Origin of the sequence: Mycobacterium sp. MS1601 (genome assembly GCF_001984215.1) — a bacterium.
In the GTDB taxonomy this organism is placed as follows: Bacteria; Actinomycetota; Actinomycetes; order Mycobacteriales; family Mycobacteriaceae; genus Mycobacterium.
Genome location: NZ_CP019420.1, coordinates 1407022 through 1429794 on the forward strand (window position 1 = coordinate 1407022; position 22773 = coordinate 1429794).

The following is a 22773-nucleotide window of genomic DNA, read 5'->3' on the forward strand; positions in this document are numbered from 1 at the left end:
CAGACGGGTCACTGGAGCACCCAGCTGGTGGAGAAGTTGGCCCAGTCACCGGTGCCCGGCACGCCGTCGCGGATCCCTTGCACATGGTTGCGGACCGCGGTCGGCTGCAGCGCGAAGGTGTGCAGGATGTAGCCGCCTTCGTTCCAGAGCTGTTCCTGCAGTTGGGCGTAGAGCTCCGCCCTGCGTGTGGTGTCCATGGCGGCCCTGGCTTCGGCGAACATGCGGTCCCACTCGGGGTTCTTCCATCCCGTGCCGTTGCTGGGTGCGTCCGACGTCATGGTCTGCCCGTAGAAGTAGTCCAGACTGTAGTTCCACCAGCCCGTTTGAGTGAACGGCCGGTTGCCGGAGATCTGCGAGAAGTAGATGTCGTTGGGCTCGGTCTGCAACTCCACGGTGATACCGGCTTTTTTGGCCTGCTCGGCAAACAGTGTCGCCGACTCCAACTGTCCTGGGCTCACATCGGCGGTGTGCAGTGTGACGGTGAGGTTTTCGTGGCCCGCTGCGCGCAGCAACTCCCGCGCCCTGTCCGGGTCGTAGCTCCGTTGGGGCAGCTCCGAGTTGTAGAACGGCGCGCCCTTTCCGTACAGGTCGTTGCCCTGCTCGGCGAAGCCGTAGAACACCGAATCGACCATCGCTTCTCGGTCGACCGACAATCGGAGTGCTTCGCGCACCCTCTCGTCGTCGAACGGCGCAGCGTCCAGTCGCATCTGGAAGGCGGACATGATTCCCGCCGGCGGCGTGACAAGGTAGATGTCGGGCTGATCGCGCAGGGTGTTCGCCTGCGCGGGGGCCAGTTCGTAGACCACGTCGGCTTCGCCGGACAAGAACGCATTCAGCCTTGGTTCGGCCGCGGCGATCTGCAACATCTCGACAGCGTCCAGACGAGCCGGTCCGTCCCAGTAGCGGTCGTTGCGTATCAGCCGGGCCCGGTCGCCCGGTGACCAGGACTCCGCGACGAAGGGCCCGGTGCCGACGGGCAGGGTGTCCGAGTCGAAAGTCGTGGTGCCGTTCTTGACGACGTAGACATACCAACCGGCAAGTACCGAACCGAAGTCGGCCAGCGGCTCGTTCATGGCGATGGACAGCGTCAGATCGTCGATCATCCGACTGCCGGCGAGGTCGACCATGGACAGGTCGCCCGAGGAGGGTTTGTCGGGGTCGAGCATCCGCTCGAAGCTCCACATGACGTCGCGGGCGGTCAGCGGGGACCCGTCGCTGAACTCCACTGCCGGCCGCAGCCTCACCCGCCACTGAGTGCCGTCAGCGTTGGGTTCCAGTGCTTCGGCCAGGCGGTAGCGCAGCGTCAGGTCGTTGTTGTACTCGACCAGGCGATCCCACACGCTCTTCGACAGTGCTCCGCCCGCGGAATGTCCCACCACGTGAGGGTCCAGCACGTCCGCGGTCGCCGAGGTTCCCGCGAACACAGTCCTGAGCGTGCCACCGGTGACGGGTTCACCCGAGTTCGGTGCCGTGGAATGTTCGCTGCCACAGCTACTCAGCAGAACCGGGGCGCCCAGGGCGGCCAGCCCGCCAGCACCTACGCCCAGCAGGAAACGACGTCGTTCGAACATGTTCGGTTGTCCATCCTCGTGGTGTCACTAACCCACGCAGGCGATCTGGCTCCCTGCTCGCGCTGGACGCAAGCAGGTCACAGTTGCGGGACAGCCTCGGATTCACACCGACGTTTCCCTGCGTGGGACGCAGACCATTCAACCATCACAGGTCGATCACCACATCGGTGGTTGGGCGGGCGCAGCACGGCAGGACGTTGCCTGCCGCGGCCGGCTCCAGCGGTTCGGGGTCGTAGCGGACCTCGCCGGACAGCAGTACGGTCTCACAGGTGTGGCACACCCCGGTGCGGCACGACCACCGGGTTGGCACATCGCAGGCCTCGGCGAAGTCGAGCAGAGTCTCGAAGCGGTCACTCCATGCAACGGTCAGAGCACTGCGCGCAAAGGCGACACCGGGACCGGTGCCGGCCCGGCCCTGCGGTGCGTGCGGCTGTACTGGCGTGGTGGCAGCCAGGCCCGGCGTCAAAGCAGCACCGGCGCCAAAGGTCTCGGCGTGCAGATGTGCGGCGTCCAGCCCGGCCGACATCGCGGCCATGAACCGGTCCGGGCCGCACAGATAGATCTCCGCGGAGGCGGGCACTCCCAGGCCGGCCAGTACCTCGAGGGACAGCCGCCCCGTTCCGTCGAAATCCACGTCACCCGCGCCGGGTGTGCTGTAGACGATGTGGCGGTGACTGTTCGGCAACTGATCGAGCAGGCTCTGCACCTCGGCGGCGAAACTGTGCTCGGCACCAGCTCGGGCACCGTGCACCCACCACACCTCTCGCTCGGAGCGTCTCTTGGCCAACGTGTGCAGCATCGACAACACCGGAGTGACTCCGATGCCCGCCGATAACAACATGATCGGGCTGTCGCCGTCGTCGAGCACGAACGCACCGCGGGGTGCGGCCACGTCGAGGGTGTCACCGACGCGAACATGACTGTGCAGGTACGCCCCTGCCCGGCCGTCGGGCTCCAACTTGACGCTGATGCGGAACTCGGCGGAGCCTGCCAGGTTGGACAGCGAATAGCTCCGTACCACCGCGCTTCCGGAATCCGGTTGCAGTCGCACGGTCACGGACTGGCCGGGCAACCAGGCGGGCAAGCCGTCGGGCGCAGCCAACCTCAGTGACAGGACGTCGCGGCTCTCCCGCTGCAGCCCCACCACCTGCAGCGCGCGGAACCCCGGCCAGGCCGGTGGGGCGCCGGAGGCAACCGAACTCAGTCCGACATTGCCGCGGCCCTCGCCCGCGTCTGCCAACGCCCGCAGGGATCCCTGCCAGCCTGGACTCAAGGCCGGGATCCTCAGTGCCCGTTCCAGATCGTCGCGGGCATGCCCGGGTAGATACAGCAGCGCGTCCATGTCGGCGACCGAGATGTGCTCGGGCCCTGCCGAGATCTTGGTGATCGTGTCGCCGGCCTGCACCAGGCCCTCCTCGATCACCCGACAGTAGAACCCGGGACGCCGATGCGAGACCAGCATCGCAGGCATCCGCGGTTCGCCCAGCCGCAATCCGACCCGGTAGCAGGTCACCCGCGGCTGGGTGACCTCCAGGACCACGCCGCCGACCCGAAACCGGTCACCGATACAAACCTCGTGATCCGCCAGGCCGTCGACGGTGAAGTTCTCCGCGAAGTGCCCCGGCCGCAGATCATCTCGCTGCAGCACCGCCGACCAGTAGTCATACGATTCCAGCTGGTACACCAGGACAGCGCGTTGTTCGCCGCCGTGCCCACCCAGATCACCCTGCCCGTCGCCGTCGATATTGAGGCGGCGCACAGTCTGTGGCCCGGCCACCGGGTACTTGTAGACCGCGGTGTGCACGGTCCGTCCGTTCCAGTCCACATCGGCGGGCAAACCGACATTGACCGAGACCAGGGTCGCCATCTCTAGCCCCTCATGGCGCTGACGATCTCGTCGGTGGAAACCACCGCGTGCGCCAGGTAGGCGAAGTTGATCAGCGCGGCCTGGTAGCCGTCACCGCGCACGGGGTGACGCGGGCCCGCGGTGGCGTCGCGGACCACGGCCACTTCGAAGCCCTGCTCCAGGAGGTCGCGCAGGTGCGATTCCACGCAGATGTTGGCCAGCATGCCGCACAGAACCACCTTCGTGATCCGCCGCTTTCGCAGTTGCAGCACCACGTCGTTGGTCTGCGGGCCCCACACCTTGTGTGGGCTGGCCACCACCGTGGCTCCGTCTTCGATGAACTCTCGGAGGTCGTCGAGCCAGTCCGCGCCGGAGCCGGCGAAACCGTCGAGGGTCAGCGGACCCTGACGTGCGAAGGTGTCGCTGCTCAGTTCGTCGGATTCCAGGGGTCCGTTGAACAACCACGTGTGATCAACCGGATAGAAGTAGTGCGGTGAGACCACCAGTGGGTAGCCGCCCGCGCGGGCGGCCCCCAGCAGTTCGACCAGGTGGGCGACGGTGTTGTTCTCGGTGATGCTCGCCGCCAGCACCTCCCAGTTGCGTCCGGCCGGGCTCAGCACATCGTTTTGTGGATCGATGATCAGCACTGCGGTATCCGAGGGGTGGTAGTGCATGGAGGTCCTCTTCTCTCGATTCCTCCGGATCCTCCCAGTTCCGCCGAGCTATCCGCGGACAGTCCCGCTTATTCGCCCGATTTCGGCAGTGTCAGAGCCGTTCTCCACTTTCCGGGTGGAACAGATGCACCACGCCGTCTGAGGTCTTGCGCAGCTTGACGGTCTCGGCCAGCCGCGCAGGCGTGCGGGGTAGGGAGCGCGCGACCAGCTGCACACCCGGTGACGCGTGGGTGTACAGGTAGGCCTCGCTGCCGAGATCCTCCACCAGGTCCACCACCACCTCGATGGTGCCGGAGTCCGAGAGCTCCAGTTGCTCGGGCCGCACCCCGACGGTGACCTCCGTGAGTCCGGCGTCGTGCAATCTGGTCAGTTGATCGCGCTCCAGTTCCAGCGTGGAGGCATCTCCGATGCGCACCCCGTCGGAGACGATGGGCGCCGTCAGCAGGTTCATGGCCGGAGAGCCGATGAAGCCGGCGACAAAGGCGTTGGCCGGGTTGTCGTAGAGCTCCGACGGCGAGGCGAACTGTTGCAGTTTCCCGTTGCGCAGCACCGCAACCCGGTCGCCCATGGTCATGGCCTCCACCTGGTCGTGGGTGACGTAGACGGTGGTGGTGCCCAGGCGACGCTGCAGTGCGGCGATCTGGGTGCGGGTCTGCACGCGCAGTTTGGCATCCAGGTTGGACAGCGGCTCGTCCATGCAGAACACCTGCGGCTCACGCACGATTGCCCGCCCCATCGCCACCCGCTGGCGCTGGCCGCCGGACAGCTTGGCGGGTTTGCGATCCAGGAACTCGGTCAGGTCCAGGATCTTGGCGGCATCCTCGACCTTGCGGCGCCGCTCGTCGGCCGAGACCCCGCGCAGTTTCAATGCGAAGCCCATGTTCTCGGCGACGGTCTTGTTGGGATACAGCGCATAGTTCTGGAACACCATGGCGATATCGCGGTCCTTGGACGGCACGCCCACCATGTTCTTGCCGCCGATCTCGATGGTGCCCTCGTCGATCTCCTCGAGTCCGGCGAGCATCCGCAGCGCGGTGCTCTTTCCGGATCCGGACGGTCCCACCAGGACCACGAACTCACCGTCGTTGATGTCGAGGTTCAGTGAGTCCACCGCGAGTTTGTCCGAGCCCTCGTAGATGCAGGTGGCGTTCTTGTATGCGATTGAGGCCATTGGAGTTTGGTTCCTTTACTTGATGGCGCCGAAGGACAGGCCGCGGACGAGTTTGTTCTGGGCGAACCACCCGCAGAGGATCACGGGAAGTGCTGACATGGTGGCGGCCGCGGACAGCACGGCCCAGTACTGACCCTCACCGGCGATGAAGCCGACGAGGTACACAGGCATGGTCGAGGCATTGACCGCGGTGAGGTTCACCGCGAAGAAGAATTCGTTCCACGCGAAGATCACGCAGATCAGTGCGGTGGCCGCGATGCCGGGTGAGACCAGCGGCAGGATCACCTCGCGGACCGATCGCCACAGACTGGCGCCGTCCAGCGAGGCCGCCTCCAGCAGCTCACCGGGCACCTCCAGGAAGAACGACCGCATCATCCAGACCGCGATCGGCAGGTTCATCGCCGTGTAGAGGATGACCAGTGCCCAGATATTGTCCAGCAGACCGACATTGGAGACGATCACGTACAGCGGGAGGATCACCGCCACGATCGGCAGCATCTTGGTGCTCATGAAGAAGAACAACGCGTCCTGTGTCTTGCGCACCGGTCGCAGTGACAATGCGAACGCCGCGGGGACACCGAGCAGCAACACCAGGATGGTCGAAAGCCCGGTGGCGAACAGCGAATTCAGCATTGCCGGGCCGATACCCTGGCTGAACACCGCGCTGTACTGATCAAGTGTCGGGGTGAAGATCAGCTTCGGTGGGCTGGTGGCGGCGTCGCCCTCCTGCTTGAAGGACGTCAGGATCATCCAGAACACCGGGAAGAAGAAGCCGAGGCCCACGAGCCAGGCGACCAGTCCCCACGGACTGAACCTGCGTGACTTCTTCTTGTGGACGACGCCCGGATCCGGTTGCACCGCAGTTCTTTCGGCTGTAGTGGTCATCAGGCTGCCTCTTCCTTGCCGGTGAACGATTTGAAGATCAGTCGCAGCGCGAAGTTGGCGATGACGAGCGTGAAGAGCACCACCACCACACCCATCGCTGCTGCCTGGCCCATGTCGAAGCCGAGGAACGCACGCTGGTAGATGTAGAACGGCAGGTTCGCACTCGCGATGCCGGGGCCGCCCTGGGTCATCATGTAGATGGCGTCGAACGTGTTGACCAGATACACCGCGCCCAGCACCACACCCAGCTCGATGAACCTGCGCAGGTGCGGCAGCGTCAGTTCACGAAACGACTGGAACGCCGTTGCGCCGTCGACACCGCTGGCCTCCAGGATGTCGCGGGGCATGGACTGCAGGCCGGCCAGGATCAGCAGCATCATGAACGGTGTCCACTGCCAGATCAGTTCCACCATCACCATGGTGAGAGGGAACTGCCCGATCCAGTCCACCGGCCCGATTCCCACCAGCGACAGCAGCCAGTTCAGGATGCCGTTGGTGGGATCCAGGATGGTGGTCTTCCAGATCAGTGCCGCGGCAACGGGGGTGACCAGGAAAGGGGTGATCAGCAGGGTCCGCACGATGCCGCGGCCGAGGAACGCCCGGTCCAGCAGCAGCGCAAGCAGCAATCCCAGGAACGCGGAGATCAGTACCACGCCGACGATCAGGATCACGGTATTGCCCGCCACCGACCAGAACTGGCTGTCCTTGACCACGGCCAGGTAGTTGTCCAGGCCGACGAACTGCCGGGAACCCGGGCGCACCAGATTCCAGGACAACGTGGAGTAGTAGAGCGTGAACAGGAACGGTATCTGGGTGACGACGATCATGAAGATCAACGCCGGCAGCAACGGTCCCCTGCGTCGCCACCCTTCGGCGCGGCTGACGCCGACGTCCTTGCTCTCCTTGATCTTGCGTACGCGCTCGGCGGTGTCGGCGCCGGCATCAGCGGTGAGTGTCATCAGTTCTCCTGATAGGTCTTGCCGACCACTTCGGCGTACTCCTGTGCCTGATCCAACGCCTCGTCGACGGACTTCTGTCCGGCGATCGCCGCGCTGATCTGCTGGCTCACCCGGGTTCCGAGATCCTGGAACTCGGGGATGCCGACGAACTGAACGCCGGTGTAGGGCACCGGGTCCACCGTTGGCTCGTTCGGCGACGCACCCTCGATCGAGCGCAGGGTCAGTGGCCCGTAGGACTGCGAGATCGCCTCGTACTCCGGCAGTTCGGTGTACGTCGAGGTGCGGCTGCCGGGTGGGACGCGGGCCCAACCCAGCTCTTCACCCACCAGCTTCATGTAGTCCTTGCTGGTCATCCAGGAGATGAACTTCCAGGCGCCGTCGGGGTTCTTGGCACCCTTCGGGATGCCCAGCGCCCAGGTGTAGAGCCAGCCCGAGTTGGGCTTCTCGACGATCGGCGCGGGCAGGTAGCCGATCTTGCCCTGCAGTTCGGGGTAGGAGTTCGGGTCCTCGAGCACCGACACCGCGGAGGTAGCGTCGTACCACATTGCCGTCTGGCCCTGGCCGAACAGGTTGGCGCATTCCTGGAATCCGGTTGACGCAGCGCCGAGTTCACCTGACTCCCGCAGGGTGTCGACGTAGAAGTTCACCGCCTCCTTGACCTCGGGGCTGTTGAGCTGCGCGTTCCAGTTCTCGTCGAACCAACGACCACCGAAGGTGTTGATCACGGTGTCCAGCGGTGCCAGCACCTCACCCCAGCCCGGCTTGCCGCGCAGGCAGATGCCCGCCCGGTCGTCGGTCTTGAGTTGCGCGGCCCAGTCCCGGACTTCCTGCCAGGTGGGCTGGTAGTCGGCGCTCTGGTCGACCTGGATGCCGGCCTGCTCGAAGAGGTCCTTGCGGTACATCAGGAACGACGATTCCCCGTAGAAGGGAACGGCGTACATGTTGCCCTCGTAGGACAGTGAGTCCCGCAGCGAGGAGATGAAATCGCCTTCGTCGTAACCAGGTGTCTCGCGGGCGTATTCGGAGAGGTTCAACAGCCACCCGTCGCGAGCCCATTGTGGGGTCTCGAAGTTGCTGATCATCACGACGTCGAATTCGCTGCCACCCATGGCCGTCGACATCGTGATCTTGGCGCGGGCCTGGTTCTCCGAGAGGGTGATGAACTTCAGTTTGGTGCCGGGGTTCTCGGCCTCGAAGCGCGACGACAACTTCTGGGCGTCCGTCATCTGCGAGTTGGACACCAGCGCGATGGTCACCTCGTTGTCCGAGGCGCCGAGGCTGCCGGCGCCTGAGCACCCGGCGACGAAGGTCAGTGCCACCGCCGAAATGCATGCCGCCAGTCGGTGTAGCGCTCGTCGTTGTGCTTTCACCTTAACCCCTCTCTGGAACTACTGCTCTAAAAGCCAACGTGCACAATCGATATCGCAAACCAGGAAACGCGCCAGACCACCCCGAAGCGCGCCGAGGGTGGCGTGGTGCTTGGTGGCGCCGCTGGACACCAGAATGGTCACGCGGCAGGCCTGGATGTCTTCGAGCGCCACCGACACCGCGCGGCGCTGTAGCTCACTGTCGATCGCGCGGCCGTCGGCGTCGAAGAAGCGGCCACCGATCTCGCCTACGGCGCCCAGGGACACCAGCTCGTCGAGCATCCCGGTATCAAGGAAGCTGCCCTCGAAGAGGGTGGTCGACGTGGACACCGCACCGATGCCGAAGATCATCACCTCGGCGCGGCGCCCGGCCTCCAGCGTGCGCGACATCCCGGAGTCGTTGCGGATCGAGTCGACTGTGGCGGGGTCGGCATACAGGGGCGCAGGCAAGCGGTAGGTGTCGGCATGCAGCACTTCGGCGCAGCGGCTCAAGATGAACTCGGTGCCCGTCTGGTAGGCGGCCGTCGACATCGATCCGTCCAGCTGAACCACGGCCCGGCAGGTTGCCACACCGGCGGGCAGCGCCTGCGCGACGGCGACGTTCTCCGGGCCCCAGGTGAATCCGAGGGTGTCCTCCGGCGCCAGGCGGCGGGTCAGCAGCGCCGCTGCGGCCCGGCCCACGCTGGCGAAGGTCTCCGGGCGCCCGGGCGACCCGATGTCGACGCCGTGTCCGGCAACCACGGCCTCGACCAAACCGAACCGCTCCTCGAGAGCACGTTCCTCCTCGGCGTGCAGATCGTCACGCAGATCCGCGGGCACCACGATCTCGATGCGCACCAGACCGCGGGTTTTCGCCCTGGCCACCAAACGGCCCGCGGTGGGCCGGGAGACCCCGAGCCGTTGGGCGATCTCCGCCTGCGTCAGGCCATCGAGGTAGTACATGGTGGCCGCGCGCAGCGCCAGCCGCAGATCCTCGGGTTTTGCAACGTGACCAGCGGCTACCCGAGCTTCAGGTGCTCTGCCACTGGCCACCGTCACAGATTCCGCCTTTCGTACACCCGTGAGCATTTGCTCAAGGGTGCGTGCACTTGCTCACCACGCTAACATAGAAAATGTGACGCACACAACACTGTTCCTCGGTCCGGTTCTCAGCGGTAACGTCGCGGAGGTGATGTGTTCATGAAACTCAACAGCGAGACCCTGTCCCAACTGCCGGTCGCCAAGCCGAGCTACGACCGCGACCAGATCGAGGTCGGCATAGTGCATTTCGGGGTCGGCGGGTTCCACCGGGCACATCAGGCCTACTACATCGACAAGCTGCTCGAACAGGGGAAAGCGCAGGATTGGGGCATCTGCGGAGTCGGCGTCCTGCCACAGGATCGCAAGATGAAAGACGCCCTCGACGCCCAGGACGGGCTGTACACGCTGATCCTGGTGAACCCCGACGGCAGCCGTGACGTCCGCGTCATCGGTTCCATCGTCGACTACAAGTTCGCCCCCGACGACCCCGAGGCTGTCATCGAACTGCTGGCCGCACCCAGCACCCGCATCGTGGAGCTGACCATCACCGAGGGCGGCTACAACATCGTTGATGCCGACGAGAGCTCGGTGTTCGGCCTGGTCACCGCAGCTCTGGAACGCCGCCGCGAGCGTGGAATCACCTCGTTCACCATCGTCTCGTGCGACAACATCGAGGGCAACGGCCACGTGGCGCAGCAAGCGTTCAGCGATTTCGCCGACAAGTTCCACCCCGGGTTGTCCGAGTGGATGGCCGAGCACACCACGTTCCCCAACTCGATGGTGGACCGCATCACGCCTGTCACCACACCCGATGTCATCGAGACCCTGGCCGAGAAGGACGGTATCGACGACCTGTGGCCGGTGGTGGCCGAACCGTTCACCGCGTGGGCGCTGGAGGACAAGTTCGTCGACGGCCGCCCGCCCTACGAGGACGTGGGTGTGTTGACCGTCGAGGACGTCACCCCCTACGAATTGATGAAGCTACGTCTGCTCAATGCCGGCCACCAGGGCCTGTGCTACTTCGCACACCTGATGGGCTACCGGCTGGTGCACGACGCTGCCGCAGATCCGTTGATCGCCGACTTCCTCATCGACTACTGGGATTCCGAGGCCACGCCCACACTGCTGCCGGTGCCGGGCATAGACCTGCCCGCCTTCAAACGCACGGCCATCGAGCGCTTCGCCAATCCCGGTGTGCGTGACACCGTGGCCCGCCTGTGCGCCGACTCCTCCGATCGCATCCCGAAATGGCTGGTGCCGGTGATCCGTAAGAATCTCGAAAACGACGGCCCCATCCGGCTTTCGGCGGCCATCGTCGCCAGCTGGGCGCGTTACGCCGAAGGCACCGACGAGCAGGGCGAGCCCATCAACATCGTCGACCAGCTCAAGGATCAACTCATCCCGATCGCCAAGTCGCAGAAGGACAATCCGCTGGCGTTCATCCAGAACACCGCGCTGTTCGGCGATCTCGCTCAGCAGCCGCGGTTCGTCGAGGCCTACACCTGGGCACTGGATTCGCTGCACCGCGACGGCGCCCGGGCGACGCTGGAGGCGCTACGTGGCAAGTAGAGCTCTGGTCATCGGCGAAGCGCTCATCGATGTGGTGGAACGCGGCGGTGCGGTGGTCGGCGAACACGTCGGCGGCAGTCCACTCAACGTGGCCGTCGGGCTGGGCCGGCTGCAACGTGACGTCGACTTCCTCACCCACATCGGCGACGACCCGCGCGGACGTCGCATCGGTGAATACGTCACGTCGTCAGGGGTGACCCTGGTTCCGGGAAGCGTCAGCGCCGCGCACACGCCGGTGGCGCACGCCCAACTCGATGACACCGGTGCGGCCACCTACACCTTCGACCTGACCTGGGAGCTCTCGGGGACGCCGGAAGTGGGTCCGCCGCTGGTGGTGCACACCGGGTCCATCGCGACGGTGCTCGAACCGGGCTGCCGTGCGGTTGCCGCGCTGCTGGACACCTATCGGGTTTCGGCGACGGTGAGTTTCGACCCCAATGTGCGGACCGCGCTGATCACCGACGACAACCTGGCGCGCGACCGGATCGAACGTCTGGTGGCCAAGAGTGACGTGGTCAAGGCCAGCGACGAGGACCTGCGCTGGCTGGCCCCTGACGTCGAACCCGAGGAGGTCGCGCGCCGCTGGCTCGCAGCGGGTCCGGCGCTGGTCGCGGTGACCAAGGGCGGTGACGGCGCCTTCGCGGTGTCGCAGGCCGGTGCGGTCACGGTGCCGGCCCGCACCGTGGACGTGGTCGACACCGTCGGCGCGGGTGACTCCTTCATGACGGGGTTGCTCGACGCGCTGTGGTCGCTGGGTCTGCTGGGCGCCGACAACCGCGCCGCGTTGCGTGCCGTGGACGCCGATCAACTGCGGACCGTGCTCGAGGCGGCAGTGCTGAACTCGGCGCTGACGGTGGCCAAGGCAGGTGCCGACCTTCCGGACCGGGCGACGCTGGACGCGGCAGCCTCACGCGTCTGACGTTTGCTCGCAGCGTTCCTGGGCCATACTGGGCTTCATGCGGTCCATCTGGAAGGGTTCGATTGCCTTCGGCCTGGTGAATGTGCCGGTCAAGGTGTACAGCGCCACCGAGGACCATGACATCAAGTTCCACCAGGTGCATGCCAAGGACAACGGGCGCATCCGCTACAAGCGGGTGTGTGAGGTGTGCGGTGAAGTGGTCGAGTACCGCGACATCGCCAAGGCCTTCGAATCCGACGACGGCCAGAGTGTGGTGATCACGGACGAAGACATCGCGACCCTGCCCGAGGAACGCAGCCGCGAGATCGAGGTGCTGGAGTTCGTCCCGGCCAACCAGATCGACCCGATCATGTACGACAAGAGTTACTTCCTGGAGCCCGACTCGAAGTCGTCGAAGTCCTACGTGCTGCTGGCCAAGACCCTGATGGACACCGACCGCCTGGCGATCGTGCATTTTGCGCTGCGCAACAAGACCCGGCTGGCGGCGCTGCGGGTGATGGACATCAACAAGCGCGACGTCATGACCATCCACACTCTGTTGTGGCCCGACGAGATCCGCGACCCGGACTTCCCGGTGCTGGACCAGAAGGTCGAGATCAAGCCCGCCGAGCTGAAAATGGCCGGGCAGGTGGTCGATTCGATGGCCGACGACTTCAACCCCGACCAATTCCACGACGACTACCAGGAGCAGCTGCGCGAGCTCGTCGAGGCCAAGCTCGAAGGCGGCGAGGCGTTCACCGTCGAGGAACAGCCTACCGAGCTCGACGAGACCGAGGACGTCTCGGACCTGCTTGCCGCACTGGAAGCCAGCGTGAAGAAACGCCGCGGTAGTTCCGACGAGGATGCCGAGAAGGCACCCGCGAAGAAGGCGCCCGCCAAGAAAGCGGCAGCCAAGAAAGCGGCAGCCAAGAAGGCTCCGGCCAAAGCGGCCGCAAAGAAGGCTCCGGCCAAAAAAGCGGCCGCCAAGAAGTCCAGCTGAGGTGACGCCGCGGCTGCGAGCTCTGCTCTGCGTCGTGCTGCTCGTAGCGCTGTGTGCCGGCACTCCGACCGGACCTGCCGGTGCCGCACCCCGGACGGTAACGGTTGCCGTGCACACCGTGAGCCCGTTTGTGGTCAGCAACGGTGACCAGTGGACGGGTTTCACTGTCGATCTGTGGGACGAAATCGCCGACCGGCAGGAATGGACCACCAATTAGACTTGCTGTCGCGGATGTTCCCGCGATGCTCACGGCTGTGGCCGACGGTCTCGCCGACGTCGGCGCCAGCGGCGTATCGATCACCGCCGCGCGCGAGCAGAACTTCGATTTTTCCCAACCCATCCTCGACGCCGGGTTACAGATCGTCGTACCCGCACGTACCACGGAGGTGTCCAGCCCTGGCCTTACCGGGTTTCTCGAATTGTTGTTCTCCAAGCTGATGTTGCTGTATCTGTTGGCCGCACTGGTGATCACACTGCTGCCGGCGCACATTCTGTGGGCCGTCGAACGTCGACATGCAGATTCCACGATGGCGCGTGCCTACTTTCCCGGTATCTTCCAGGCGTTTGGCTGGGGGCTGGGAATGCTGGCCGCCCGGGTGAACGCGTCCCCGAGGCACGGTCTGGCGCGGCTGGTTGCAACGCTGTGGGCGTTGGTCAGCGTCATCTTCGTCGCCTTCTACACCGCCAATCTGACCGCGGCTCTGACGGTAGCCAAGCTCGAGTCGCCCATCCGCGGTCCCGCCGATCTGTACGACAAGAGCGTGGTCACGGTGTCGAACACAACGTCGTCTGCTTATCTGCACCGAATGGGGATCACCGCCGCCGAGATGTCCAGTATCGAGGAATGCTACCGCGCATTGCGTGAGAGAAGCTTCGACGCAGTGGTTTTCGACGCACCAGTGCTACAACACTATGTCGCTCACCAAGGCGCAGGCGTGGCAGTGACGGCCGGGCCGATCTTCCAGAAAGAGGATTACGGACTGGTTCTTGCGTTGGGCAGCGACCTACGCAAGCCCGTGGACCAGACCCTGCTGAGCATGCGCGAGGATGGCACCTACGACGTCATCTTCCAGAGATGGTTCGGCGACGACGGCATCAACTGACCCAGCCGCACCGCGGCTAAACCTCTTGTGCCACTTCAGCATCTGTTGCCACACAGCGAGCTTTTGTGTCGGTGGGTCGAACTACTGTTCGAGTTATGGGTGGATCGGCGGTGCAGGACAGGGAGGCGATGCTGGCTGACCTGACGCTGATCGAAGAAGCGACCGCGCGGATGAACCGGTATTCGATTGACGGGTTCACCCATGGGGAATTGTTGGAGCTCCAGCAACGCCGCGAAACCGTGGCCCGTCAGCAGCCGGTGCTCGATCACACGGTCTACCAACGCCTCACAACGGAATGCACCCCGAAACAACTCGGAGCCACAAGCTTCACCAAGGTGCTGGCCGCCCGGTTGCGGATCAGCGACGCCGACGCCTACCGCCGCCTGAAGAACGCGGAGTTGTTGGGCCCGCGGCAGTCGATGACGGGGGAACCCTTGGCGCCGGTGTGGCCCACAGTGGCCCACGGCCAAGCCCACGGAGTGATCAGCACCGACCACATCACCACCATCAAGTCGTTCTTCCGTAAACTTCCGGCGTTTGTTGATGCCCAGACCCGGGAGTCCGCTGAAGCTGAACTGGCCACACACGCGTCCGTGTTGACCGTCGACGAGTTCGTCAGAGCCGCTGACCGGTTGGCGTACCTGCTCAACCAGGACAGCGAGTTCTGCGATGAGGATCGGGTGGCGCGGGCGTACCTGCGGCGCGGCACGCAGCGCCCGGATGGGTTGATTCCGATCGACGGACTGCTCACCCCACATGCCTGGGCACTGCTGGAACCGATCCTGGAAAAGCACGCCGCTCCCGGCATGGGCAACCCCAACGACGACACCCCGTGTGTATCGGGAACGCCGAGTGAGGAGCAGAAACGGGCCGACACCCGCACCCAGGGCCAACGTAATCATGATGCGTTGATGTGGATGTGTCGCCAACTGCTGACCGGCATGCCGATCAGCACCCTCAACGGGCTGCCCGCCACCCTCATCATCGTCGCCAACCTGACTGACCTCGAAAACCGCATCGGGCACGGTGTCACCGCCGGCGGCACCCCACTCCCGATGTCCGACGTCCTGGCTGTGGCCGCCCACTCCCGACCCTGGTTGGCGTTGTTCGACGGTAAAGGGTTGCCGCTGCATCTGGGGCGGTCGCGGCGCACCGCCTCCGTCGCGCAGCGGTTGATGTTGTTGGCTAAACATCGGGGTTGCACCATGCCTGGCTGCACCGCCAGTGCGTATCGGTCGCAGGTTCATCATGCGAATGCCGATTGGCAGCACGGCGGCCAGACCAACATCGAGGATCTGACCCTGGCGTGTGGACCGGACAACAGGTTGGTCGAGACCACCGGGTGGACCACCCGCAACCGCCCCGACGATGGTGTCACCGAATGGACCCCACCCCCAGAACTCGACAGCGGACAACCCCGCACCAACACCATGCACTTCCCAGAACGCACCCTCAACCCCGACAACCAACCCGGTCCGCCGGCTACCGGTGCGGAGGCAGACGACTAGTGCCCCAATGTGTTGACCGCCAGCCGGAACACCGGCGGCAGTGACGCGGCGCTGGGCACGACGGCCTTCTTGCCGAATCGAGTGGCAGTGGCGAGCACCAGGCCGCGGGTCAGCAACCGGTAGCGCCGGGTGATGCGGTGCCAGTCCTTCTCGTAATCAGCGGGCCGGTCGGCGGCGATGGCAGCGACGGCTGCGGCGGCCTGCTTGACCGCCAAGCTCATGCCCTCGCCGGTGAGCGCGTCCTCGTAACCTGCGGCATCACCCACCAGCAGCACTCGGCCGGCCACCCGCCGCGAGACCACCTGGCGCAGCGGCCCGCACCCTCGTTCCTTCGTGTGCTCCGCACCGCGTAGCCGCTCCTGTAGCCACGGGAAGCAACTCAGGTCTGCGCGGTCGGTGCTCAAGATGGCCACGCCCACCAGGTCCGGTTCAACCGGTGTCACATAGGCCTCGCCGTGGGGTGACCAGTGCACCTCCACGAACTCCGACCACACCGGTACGTGAAAATGCTTGCGCAGCCCCACGCGTCGCGGGCTGCCGACAGTCGAGGCGATGCCCACCGAACGACGCACCGCCGAGTGCAGTCCATCGGCGCCCACCAGGTAGCGGGCCCGGATGCCGGCCGCCGTCACACCGTCGGCGTCCTGGATAACAGTGCCAACCTTCGTCGAAACCCACTCGGTGTCCACCTCTTTGGCTCGGGCAGCCAGGGCGGCGTGCAGTGTGGTGCGGCGGATCCCCCGGCCCATCCCGTCACGGAAGCGCGCTTCGGCACGACGTTTCCCGTCGGAGTAGGCGATCCCACGGAACGGCATGCCGGCCGGATCCACACCCAGGGCGGCCAATTCGGCCAGACCACCGGGCATCAGTCCTTCACCACACGCCTTGTCGATCGGTGATTCCCGCGGTTCGGCCACGATCACCGACAGCCCGCGTGCGCGGGCATGCAGTGCGGTGGCCAGTCCACCGGGACCGCCACCCACTACCAGAACATCTGTGTCGAAGCCGCTCATGACCTACTTGGGACGGTGTAACCCAGCGCCTCATTCTCCACCCGTAACCGGACGCTGAGCAACCAGGCATTCGCCAGGGTGAAGCAGATCGCGGTGATCCATGCGGTGTGGATCATCGGCAGTGCGATGCCCTCGATCACCACCACCAGATAGTTGGGATGGTGCAGCCACTTGTACTTGTAAGGTCCCGAGTTCACCAACGGTGCGTCGGGAATGACGATGACCAGGGTGTTCCACCGCTTACCCAGAGTGGTGATGCACCACCACCGCAGTACCTGGGTCAACACGGCGATGACGAACATCGTCCACCCCAGCCACGGGATGAAGGGGCGGTCCAGTGCCCACACCTCGACCACACATCCGACAAGCAGGGCCGCGTGGATGATCACCATCACCGGGTAGTGTTCGCGGCCGTATTCCTTGCCGCCGTTCTCGAAGGCCCACTTGGCATTCCGCTTCGAGACCACGAGTTCGACCAGCCGTTCGATACCGACGGCCAGGATCAACAGGTAGTACACGCCGTCACCAACGCAGCAGCACGAGTTCGGAGCAGAACCCCGGACCCATCGCGATCATCATGCCGTAGCTACCTTCGGCGGGCGGATCGGCGAGGTTGAGCCGCAGCACGTCCAGCACCGACGCCGACGACAGGTTTCCGTTGTCGCGCAACGAGTTGCGAGTGTGGTCCAGTGCGTCAGCAGGCAAATCGAGGACGTTCTGGATGGCGTCGATGACCTTCGGCCCGCCCGGGTGCGACACCCAGGTGGTGATGTCCGTGGTCTTCAAACCGAATTCAGCCAGGAACAGCGTGACGTCCTCGCCCAGGTACTTCTCCGCGACATCCGGCACGTCGGCCGACAGCACGATCTTGAAGCCCTGCGAACCGATGTCCCAGCCCATCACGTTCTCCGTGTCGGGGTAGAGCCTGCTGCGGCTGGCCAGCACCTGCGGACCCTTGCGGGTGCGATTGGCGCCCGTGGCCACCACCGCGGCGGCTCCGTCTCCGAACAGGCTGGAGGCCACCAGGTTTGCCACCGACATGTCGTCGCGCTGCACGGTCAACGAACAGAGTTCGACGGCCAGCAGCACCGCCACCTGATCGGGGTAAGCGCGCAGGTAATCATGCATGCGAGCCACACCGGCGGCCCCGGCCACGCAGCCGAGGCCGAACAGCGGAACCCGCTTGACGTCGGGGCGCAGCCCGATGCGGCCGGCCAGCCGCGCTTCCACCGTCGGAACCGCCAGGCCAGTCACCGTCGTGGAGAACACCACGTCGACGTCCGACGGCTGCAGCCCGGCCTTGTCGAGCGCAGAGAGCAGGGCCCGCTCACCGAGTTCGAGCGCCACCTCGAGGTAGGCGGCGTTGGCTTCCGAGAAACCGGTGAGCGTGGGGTACCTATCCAGTGGCAGTGCAAGGTTCCGGTGATCGACACCGGCGGCGGCCGCGAACCGATGGAATTCCGGCCCGGCGAAGTCGGCCAGCGCTCCTATCACGTCCTTTTGGGCGTGCCGGTTCGGCGGGAATTCCACTGCCGCGGCCGCAATTGCGGGGGCTAAGGCGTTGGTCATCGGCTCAGATTATTGGGAGCGGGTCTCATATAGGGGGCTACGTTCTAGCCCCTCACCTGGTTCAATTCCGGCCGCAGATCGCCAGGATGCAAAAATAGAACAAGTTCTAGAAACCTTCGGCAATGTCCTGCGCAACCGGCGTTGATGTTGTTAGCGTCGGCCGCGATGATCCTCGACAGATTCCGCTTGGATGACCAGGTGGCCGTAGTCACGGGAGCGGGACGTGGCCTCGGCGCCGCCATCGCGTTGGCGTTCGCGCAGGCAGGCGCCGATGTGGTGATTGCCTCACGCACCAAATCCGAACTCGAAGCCGTTGCCGCCGCAGTTCAGGAAACCGGGCGACAGGCCCATGTGGTGGTGGGCGACCTCGCCGATCCGGAAACCGCCGCCTCCCTCGCACACGTGGCTGCCGACAGATTCGGCAAACTCGACATCGTCGTCAACAACGTCGGTGGAACCATGCCGGGTGCGTTGCTGGACACCCCCACACAGGCCTTCAAAAATGCATTCACGTTCAACGTGATGACGGCACATGCGCTGACTTCTGCTGCGACGCCACTGATGTTGGAACACAGCGGAGGCGGCAGTGTCATCAACATCACGTCGACAATGGGCCGCCTCGCCGGGCGAGGGTTTGCCGCGTATGGTACCGCCAAGGCGGCGCTGGCACACTACACACGACTTGCCGCCCTCGACCTGGCCCCTCGTGTGAGGGTCAACGCCATCGCCCCGGGCTCCATCCTGACCTCCGCTCTCGAGGTGGTGGCCGCCAATGACGCCCTGCGCACTCCCATGGAGAAGGCCACGCCGATGCGGCGCCTCGGCGATCCGCTCGACATTGCCGCCGCTGCGGTCTATCTCGCCTCACCGGCAGCCAGTTACCTCACCGGGAAAACCCTCGAGGTCGACGGCGGGCTCACCTTTCCCAATCTGGATCTGCCCATTCCCGATCTGTGATCCGCTGTCGATTCCCGACATACCGGTCTTCACTGGCAAAGAGCTGTAGGCTGCCCGTATCCATGATCGATTCGAGGTTAAGGACCCCAGGGATGAAGTCTCGTCTGACCGTCGCCGCAATGCTCGCAGCCGCTGGTGCTGCCGGGGCCATCATGGCCGCGCCGCTGGCGTCGGCTGAGCCCACCAACAACTGCACCCAGGCGGGCAACATCGTCTCGGGTACCAGCACCGTGTGCCAGAGCCCGGGCAACGCCCAGATCACCAGCTCGCCCGGCCAGCTCGGCGAGACACAGTGGGGCATGTGGCCGTGGGGTGGAGGCATGTGGGTCCTCTAGACCCCGGCACCATGCACGTCACAACAGTGTGCGCACCGCCGCTGGCAGCCCTCGCGCTGTCGGCGGCGGTGTTGTTCGCGCCCGCAGCAGCGGCGCGGCCGGAGTGCGGCACCGTCGGTGCACAGCCGAGCACCCCGCAGACCACGCTGTGCACCACCAGCGGCGGCAGCACGCAGATCGTCACCGGTCCGCCGGCCATGGGTCAGCCCACCTGGCCGGGCTTCACCTACCGCTACTGGGACTACCCGAACTACATCGTCCAGTTCCCGTAGCCGCCCTGTTCAGCGCCTATTTTCAGACGTAAAATCGCTCCATCGATCGGAGCGACCATGAGCACCACAACACAACTCTTCGCACCGCCGCTGACAGCCCTGGCGCTGTCGGCGGCGGTTTTGTTTGCACCCACCGCAACAGCCCTGCCACGGTGCGTGGACGTCTCACCGCAGACCACTCAGTGCGAAACCCGCGGCAGCACCCAAATCGCCACCACACCTCCACCCATGAACTACGGCTGGGGTTGGGGATGGGGCTGGGGCTGGGGTGGCCCCGGTTTCGCTATTGGGATCGGCTGAACACAAATTTTCGGCTACCCTAACTTTCTGATTCGCCTCAACGGATAGAGAGTCGGGTAGTTGAACCAAACCACCAGCGCTCCCCTGCGGTCCGGTTTCGTGCTGCTCGGGCCCGCCTTCGTCGCCGCCATCGCCTACGTCGATCCCGGCAACGTGGCCGCGAATGTCAGCGCCGGCGCTCAGTACGGCTTCCTGCTGGTCTGGGTGATCGTGATGGCGAACGTCATGGCCGGATTGGTGCAATACCTGTCGGCCAAACTCGGCCTGGTCACCGGACGGTCGCTGCCCGAAGCCGTGGCCGACCACACGCGCAGGCGCACCCGGATCGTGTACTGGATGCAGGCCGAATTGGTGGCCATGGCAACCGATCTCGCCGAAGTGGTCGGCGGCGCCATAGCGCTGTACCTGTTGTTCGACCTGCCGCTGCTACTGGGTGGGATCATCACCGGCGCGGTGTCACTGGTGCTGCTGCTGGTTCAGGACCGGCGCGGACAGCGGATGTTCGAGCGCGTCATCACCGGGCTGCTGCTGATCATCACGATCGGGTTCGTGACCAGCCTGGCGGTGGCGCCACCCTCGATCGATCAGGTTGCACCAGGTCTGGTTCCCATGTTCGACGGCGCCGAGAGCGTGCTACTGGCCACCGCGATGCTGGGCGCGACGGTCATGCCCCACGCGGTGTACCTGCACTCCGGGCTGGCCCGCGACCGCCACGGCCACCCCGAAGCAGGCGCACCGCGAAAGCGGCTCCTGCAGATCACCAAATGGGATGTCACCCTGGCCATGCTGGTCGCCGGCGCGGTGAACCTGTCGATGCTGTTGGTGGCGGCCACCAACCTGCAGGGCAGGGAGAACACCGATTCCATCGAAGGCGCTTACGCTGCGGTGCAGGACACCCTGGGCTCGACAATCGCATTGTTCTTCGCGATCGGCCTGCTGGCCTCGGGTTTGGCGTCGACGTCGGTGGGTGCCTACGCCGGCGCGATGATCATGGACGGCCTGCTCAAGGTCTCCGTTCCGCTGCTGCTGCGCCGGCTGGTCACCCTGATTCCGGCGCTGGTGATCCTGGGCGTCGGCTTCGATCCCAGCCGCGCGCTGGTGCTCTCCCAGGTGGTGCTGTCCTTCGGCATACCCTTCGCCCTGATCCCACTCGTGCGGTTGACCAGCGACAAACAGTTGATGGGCGCCGACGTCAACCACCGCGCCACCACCTCATTCGGGTGGATTGTCGCCGGGTTGATTAGTGTGCTGAATGTGGTGCTGATCTATCTGACGGTGACGGGCTGAGTGTCGGTCCGCCATCTCTACTTCGCGTACGGGTCCAACCTGTGCGTACAGCAGATGGCGCGCCGCTGCCCCGACGCCGTCGCACCACGTCAGGCCACCCTCGCTGATCACGACTGGCTGATCAACGAGCGCGGGGTCGCCACCGTCGAACCGTTCAACGGCTCGCGGGTGCACGGTGTGGTCTGGGATGTGTCCGACCATGACCTCGCCACCCTCGACAGCGCCGAAGGTGTGCCGGTGCGCTACCGACGTGACCGCATGACGGTCGAGACAGCAGCCGGGCCCACCTCGGCGTGGGTCTACATCGACCATCGGGTGGAACCCGGCGCGCCGCGGCCGGGGTATCTGGAGCGCATCATCGACGGGGCCCTTCACCACGGGCTGCCGGCACGCTGGGTGGAGTTCCTGCGCCGCTGGGATCCCGCACACTGGCCTCGTCAGCTCGGACCCGCGACGGCCCACGCCCCGAAGTCGCTGACGGCGCTGCTGGCCCAGCCCGGCGTCTACGAAACCAGCACGCTGCGCTCACGATTCGGGTTCATGGCCATCCACGGTGGCGGCCTGGAGCGGATGACCGAAGTGATCGCCGAGCGCGCCGCCGACGCCGCGGGCGCCTCGGTGTACTGCGTGCACCATCCCGATCACTACCCCGACCACCTCGCATCAGCGCTGTACCGGCCCGCCGAGTCCGAGCGGTTGCGCGAGTTCCTCGACCACGTGGACACCGTGATATCCGTGCACGGGTATGGGCGCATCGGCCGCAGCACACATCTGCTCGTCGGGGGCTCCAACCGTCGGTTGGCTGCCCATCTCAGCGCCCACGTCGATGTCCCCGGCTACCAGCTGATCACCGAACTCGACCAGATTCCGGGCGGACTGCGCGGCCTGCACGCCGACAATCCTGTGAACCTGCCCGGTGACGGTGGCGTTCAGCTGGAACTGTCACCACGGGTGCGGGGTATCAGCCCACGCAGTGCGATGCCGGGAGACGATGGACTCAGCCCGGCCACGTCGGCGCTGATCCACGGCCTGGCCGCCGCCGCCCGCACCTGGGAATGACACCCCAGGGTCGCCGGTCGTTCACCTCTTGTTGAGACATTGCTGGGTTGTTGGTAAATACCCGTCAAAATTGTTGTCTGCCAACTATTGTGGACCCTTCACCCCAATTGGAAGGTCTCAGCGCGTTGCCTCGGAACTCACACACCCCGTCCGCCGACAGTCGGTATCTGGATATCGCCAAGGGTGTCCTGGTGGCGCTGCGAGGTTGCAGCCCCGATGACGCGTTCAACGAGATCGCCCGCACCTCGAAGCAGTTCGGGCTCGGCACGCTGACGTTGGCGCGCGCCCTGGTCCAACTCGCCGAAGGTTCCGTCGCGGCCGTCGCCGGTCCGGCCGCCGAAGCCGCCGCACAGACCTGGGGTCAGCTGGTCGCCGGGGGCGAGGGCGCCGCGCCGGCCTGATTTCACCCA

General features: G+C 65.3%; 24 protein-coding genes and 1 riboswitch. Of the genes, 13 read left to right on the forward strand and 11 right to left on the reverse strand.

What is annotated here, in order from left to right; all coding sequences use genetic code 11:
* Positions 1-8: 8 nt before the first annotated feature.
* The 8 genes from BVC93_RS06820 to BVC93_RS06855 all read right to left on the reverse strand — a co-directional run bounded on the left by BVC93_RS06820 (position 9) and on the right by BVC93_RS06855 (position 9511).
* Positions 9-1571 (reverse strand): ABC transporter substrate-binding protein, encoded by a 1563-nt coding sequence (locus BVC93_RS06820; RefSeq protein ID WP_083736498.1) that lies wholly within the window; start codon positions 1569-1571, stop codon positions 9-11.
* A gap of 30 nt (positions 1572-1601) precedes the next feature.
* A riboswitch (cobalamin riboswitch) is annotated at positions 1602-1725 on the reverse strand.
* On the reverse strand, positions 1717-3438 hold the full coding sequence (locus BVC93_RS06825) for an MOSC and FAD-binding oxidoreductase domain-containing protein (RefSeq protein WP_083736499.1): 1722 nt from the start codon (positions 3436-3438) through the stop codon (positions 1717-1719). Its footprint overlaps the riboswitch before it by 9 nt.
* A 2-nt stretch (positions 3439-3440) precedes the next feature.
* Complete coding sequence (locus BVC93_RS06830) at positions 3441-4091, reverse strand: cysteine hydrolase (protein WP_083736500.1); 651 nt, start codon at positions 4089-4091, stop codon at positions 3441-3443.
* A gap of 91 nt (positions 4092-4182) precedes the next feature.
* Entirely contained in the window at positions 4183-5262 is a 1080-nt protein-coding gene (locus BVC93_RS06835; protein WP_083736501.1) for an ABC transporter ATP-binding protein, read from the reverse strand.
* A gap of 15 nt (positions 5263-5277) precedes the next feature.
* Positions 5278-6147 carry a carbohydrate ABC transporter permease gene (locus tag BVC93_RS06840; protein WP_083736502.1) on the reverse strand — a complete coding sequence of 290 codons (870 nt, stop codon included), beginning with the start codon at positions 6145-6147 and terminating at the stop codon, positions 5278-5280.
* Positions 6147-7106: a carbohydrate ABC transporter permease gene (locus BVC93_RS06845; protein WP_083736503.1), complete on the reverse strand. Its 960-nt coding sequence runs from the start codon at positions 7104-7106 to the stop codon at positions 6147-6149. Before BVC93_RS06845 ends, BVC93_RS06840 begins: the two co-directional genes overlap by 1 nt.
* Positions 7106-8476, reverse strand: coding sequence for an ABC transporter substrate-binding protein (locus BVC93_RS06850; protein ID WP_083736504.1), 1371 nt, complete (start codon positions 8474-8476; stop codon positions 7106-7108). Before BVC93_RS06850 ends, BVC93_RS06845 begins: the two co-directional genes overlap by 1 nt.
* A gap of 18 nt (positions 8477-8494) precedes the next feature.
* Entirely contained in the window at positions 8495-9511 is a 1017-nt protein-coding gene (locus tag BVC93_RS06855) for a sugar-binding transcriptional regulator (protein ID WP_442929028.1), read from the reverse strand.
* 141 nt (positions 9512-9652) lie between these two features.
* On the opposite strand from BVC93_RS06855, the gene BVC93_RS06860 reads away from it, so the two are divergent.
* The 6 genes from BVC93_RS06860 to BVC93_RS06880 all read left to right on the forward strand — a co-directional run bounded on the left by BVC93_RS06860 (position 9653) and on the right by BVC93_RS06880 (position 15571).
* Positions 9653-11062 (forward strand): mannitol dehydrogenase family protein, encoded by a 1410-nt coding sequence (locus BVC93_RS06860; protein ID WP_083740869.1) that lies wholly within the window; start codon positions 9653-9655, stop codon positions 11060-11062.
* Positions 11052-11981, forward strand: coding sequence for a carbohydrate kinase family protein (locus BVC93_RS06865; protein ID WP_083736506.1), 930 nt, complete (start codon positions 11052-11054; stop codon positions 11979-11981). Before BVC93_RS06860 ends, BVC93_RS06865 begins: the two co-directional genes overlap by 11 nt.
* Before the next feature lie 37 nt (positions 11982-12018).
* A complete protein-coding gene (gene ku, locus BVC93_RS06870) occupies positions 12019-12960 on the forward strand; it encodes a non-homologous end joining protein Ku (protein ID WP_083736507.1) in 942 nt (313 codons plus the stop codon).
* A 1-nt stretch (position 12961) separates the two neighbouring features.
* Positions 12962-13177, forward strand: coding sequence for a transporter substrate-binding domain-containing protein (locus BVC93_RS34415; protein ID WP_250638134.1), 216 nt, complete (start codon positions 12962-12964; stop codon positions 13175-13177).
* Positions 13178-13202: 25 nt separating this feature from the next.
* A complete protein-coding gene (locus BVC93_RS06875; RefSeq protein WP_250638135.1) occupies positions 13203-14063 on the forward strand; it encodes a transporter substrate-binding domain-containing protein in 861 nt (286 codons plus the stop codon).
* Between the two features lie 95 nt (positions 14064-14158).
* Positions 14159-15571 carry an HNH endonuclease signature motif containing protein gene (locus BVC93_RS06880; RefSeq protein ID WP_083736508.1) on the forward strand — a complete coding sequence of 471 codons (1413 nt, stop codon included), beginning with the start codon at positions 14159-14161 and terminating at the stop codon, positions 15569-15571.
* Here the strand turns inward: BVC93_RS06880 and BVC93_RS06885 are convergent.
* Genes BVC93_RS06885 through BVC93_RS06895 form a run of 3 tightly spaced genes read right to left on the reverse strand, consistent with a single transcriptional unit; the run spans position 15568 to position 18153 of the window.
* Positions 15568-16584 (reverse strand): NAD(P)/FAD-dependent oxidoreductase, encoded by a 1017-nt coding sequence (locus BVC93_RS06885; RefSeq protein WP_083736509.1) that lies wholly within the window; start codon positions 16582-16584, stop codon positions 15568-15570. The two genes, BVC93_RS06880 and BVC93_RS06885, sit on opposite strands and share 4 nt — an antisense overlap.
* Positions 16581-17102 (reverse strand): isoprenylcysteine carboxyl methyltransferase family protein, encoded by a 522-nt coding sequence (locus BVC93_RS06890; protein ID WP_083736510.1) that lies wholly within the window; start codon positions 17100-17102, stop codon positions 16581-16583. Before BVC93_RS06890 ends, BVC93_RS06885 begins: the two co-directional genes overlap by 4 nt.
* Positions 17103-17106: 4 nt before the next feature.
* Positions 17107-18153, reverse strand: a complete 1047-nt coding sequence (locus BVC93_RS06895; protein WP_083736511.1) for a type III polyketide synthase — start codon at positions 18151-18153, stop codon at positions 17107-17109.
* A 165-nt stretch (positions 18154-18318) separates the two neighbouring features.
* Between BVC93_RS06895 and BVC93_RS06900 the strand changes: the two genes are divergently transcribed.
* The 7 genes from BVC93_RS06900 (at position 18319) to BVC93_RS06930 (ending at position 22764) form a co-directional block, all read left to right on the forward strand.
* Positions 18319-19110: an SDR family oxidoreductase gene (locus BVC93_RS06900; RefSeq protein WP_083736512.1), complete on the forward strand. Its 792-nt coding sequence runs from the start codon at positions 18319-18321 to the stop codon at positions 19108-19110.
* A 92-nt stretch (positions 19111-19202) separates the two neighbouring features.
* Positions 19203-19445, forward strand: a complete 243-nt coding sequence (locus BVC93_RS06905) for a hypothetical protein (RefSeq protein WP_083736513.1) — start codon at positions 19203-19205, stop codon at positions 19443-19445.
* Positions 19446-19456: 11 nt separating this feature from the next.
* The gene (locus BVC93_RS06910; protein ID WP_083736514.1) at positions 19457-19717 is read left to right on the forward strand and encodes a hypothetical protein; all 261 of its coding nucleotides are present in this window, start codon (positions 19457-19459) and stop codon (positions 19715-19717) included.
* Between the two features lie 57 nt (positions 19718-19774).
* Positions 19775-20017, forward strand: coding sequence for a hypothetical protein (locus BVC93_RS06915; RefSeq protein ID WP_083736515.1), 243 nt, complete (start codon positions 19775-19777; stop codon positions 20015-20017).
* A gap of 60 nt (positions 20018-20077) precedes the next feature.
* Entirely contained in the window at positions 20078-21304 is a 1227-nt protein-coding gene (locus tag BVC93_RS06920; RefSeq protein ID WP_083736516.1) for an Nramp family divalent metal transporter, read from the forward strand.
* A gap of 54 nt (positions 21305-21358) precedes the next feature.
* A complete protein-coding gene (locus tag BVC93_RS06925) occupies positions 21359-22363 on the forward strand; it encodes a poly-gamma-glutamate hydrolase family protein (RefSeq protein ID WP_236950415.1) in 1005 nt (334 codons plus the stop codon).
* A 125-nt stretch (positions 22364-22488) separates the two neighbouring features.
* Positions 22489-22764: an ANTAR domain-containing protein gene (locus tag BVC93_RS06930; RefSeq protein ID WP_083740870.1), complete on the forward strand. Its 276-nt coding sequence runs from the start codon at positions 22489-22491 to the stop codon at positions 22762-22764.
* Positions 22765-22773 lie beyond the last annotated feature (9 nt).

What these genes read in the sequence shown, in the direction of transcription:
- BVC93_RS06820 (WP_083736498.1), bottom strand. Translation starts at nt 1,571, where the DNA reads ATGTTCGAACGACGTCGTTTCCTGCTGGGCGTAGGTGCTGGCGGGCTG.
- BVC93_RS06825 (WP_083736499.1), bottom strand. Translation starts at nt 3,438, where the DNA reads ATGGCGACCCTGGTCTCGGTCAATGTCGGTTTGCCCGCCGATGTGGAC.
- BVC93_RS06830 (WP_083736500.1), bottom strand. Translation starts at nt 4,091, where the DNA reads ATGCACTACCACCCCTCGGATACCGCAGTGCTGATCATCGATCCACAA.
- BVC93_RS06835 (WP_083736501.1), bottom strand. Translation starts at nt 5,262, where the DNA reads ATGGCCTCAATCGCATACAAGAACGCCACCTGCATCTACGAGGGCTCG.
- BVC93_RS06840 (WP_083736502.1), bottom strand. Translation starts at nt 6,147, where the DNA reads ATGACCACTACAGCCGAAAGAACTGCGGTGCAACCGGATCCGGGCGTC.
- BVC93_RS06845 (WP_083736503.1), bottom strand. Translation starts at nt 7,106, where the DNA reads ATGACACTCACCGCTGATGCCGGCGCCGACACCGCCGAGCGCGTACGC.
- BVC93_RS06860 (WP_083740869.1), top strand. Translation starts at nt 9,653, where the DNA reads ATGAAACTCAACAGCGAGACCCTGTCCCAACTGCCGGTCGCCAAGCCG.
- ku (WP_083736507.1), top strand. Translation starts at nt 12,019, where the DNA reads ATGCGGTCCATCTGGAAGGGTTCGATTGCCTTCGGCCTGGTGAATGTG.
- BVC93_RS06875 (WP_250638135.1), top strand. Translation starts at nt 13,203, where the DNA reads ATGCTCACGGCTGTGGCCGACGGTCTCGCCGACGTCGGCGCCAGCGGC.
- BVC93_RS06880 (WP_083736508.1), top strand. Translation starts at nt 14,159, where the DNA reads ATGGGTGGATCGGCGGTGCAGGACAGGGAGGCGATGCTGGCTGACCTG.
- BVC93_RS06885 (WP_083736509.1), bottom strand. Translation starts at nt 16,584, where the DNA reads ATGAGCGGCTTCGACACAGATGTTCTGGTAGTGGGTGGCGGTCCCGGT.
- BVC93_RS06895 (WP_083736511.1), bottom strand. Translation starts at nt 18,153, where the DNA reads ATGACCAACGCCTTAGCCCCCGCAATTGCGGCCGCGGCAGTGGAATTC.
- BVC93_RS06900 (WP_083736512.1), top strand. Translation starts at nt 18,319, where the DNA reads ATGATCCTCGACAGATTCCGCTTGGATGACCAGGTGGCCGTAGTCACG.
- BVC93_RS06905 (WP_083736513.1), top strand. Translation starts at nt 19,203, where the DNA reads ATGAAGTCTCGTCTGACCGTCGCCGCAATGCTCGCAGCCGCTGGTGCT.
- BVC93_RS06910 (WP_083736514.1), top strand. Translation starts at nt 19,457, where the DNA reads ATGCACGTCACAACAGTGTGCGCACCGCCGCTGGCAGCCCTCGCGCTG.
- BVC93_RS06915 (WP_083736515.1), top strand. Translation starts at nt 19,775, where the DNA reads ATGAGCACCACAACACAACTCTTCGCACCGCCGCTGACAGCCCTGGCG.
- BVC93_RS06925 (WP_236950415.1), top strand. Translation starts at nt 21,359, where the DNA reads ATGGCGCGCCGCTGCCCCGACGCCGTCGCACCACGTCAGGCCACCCTC.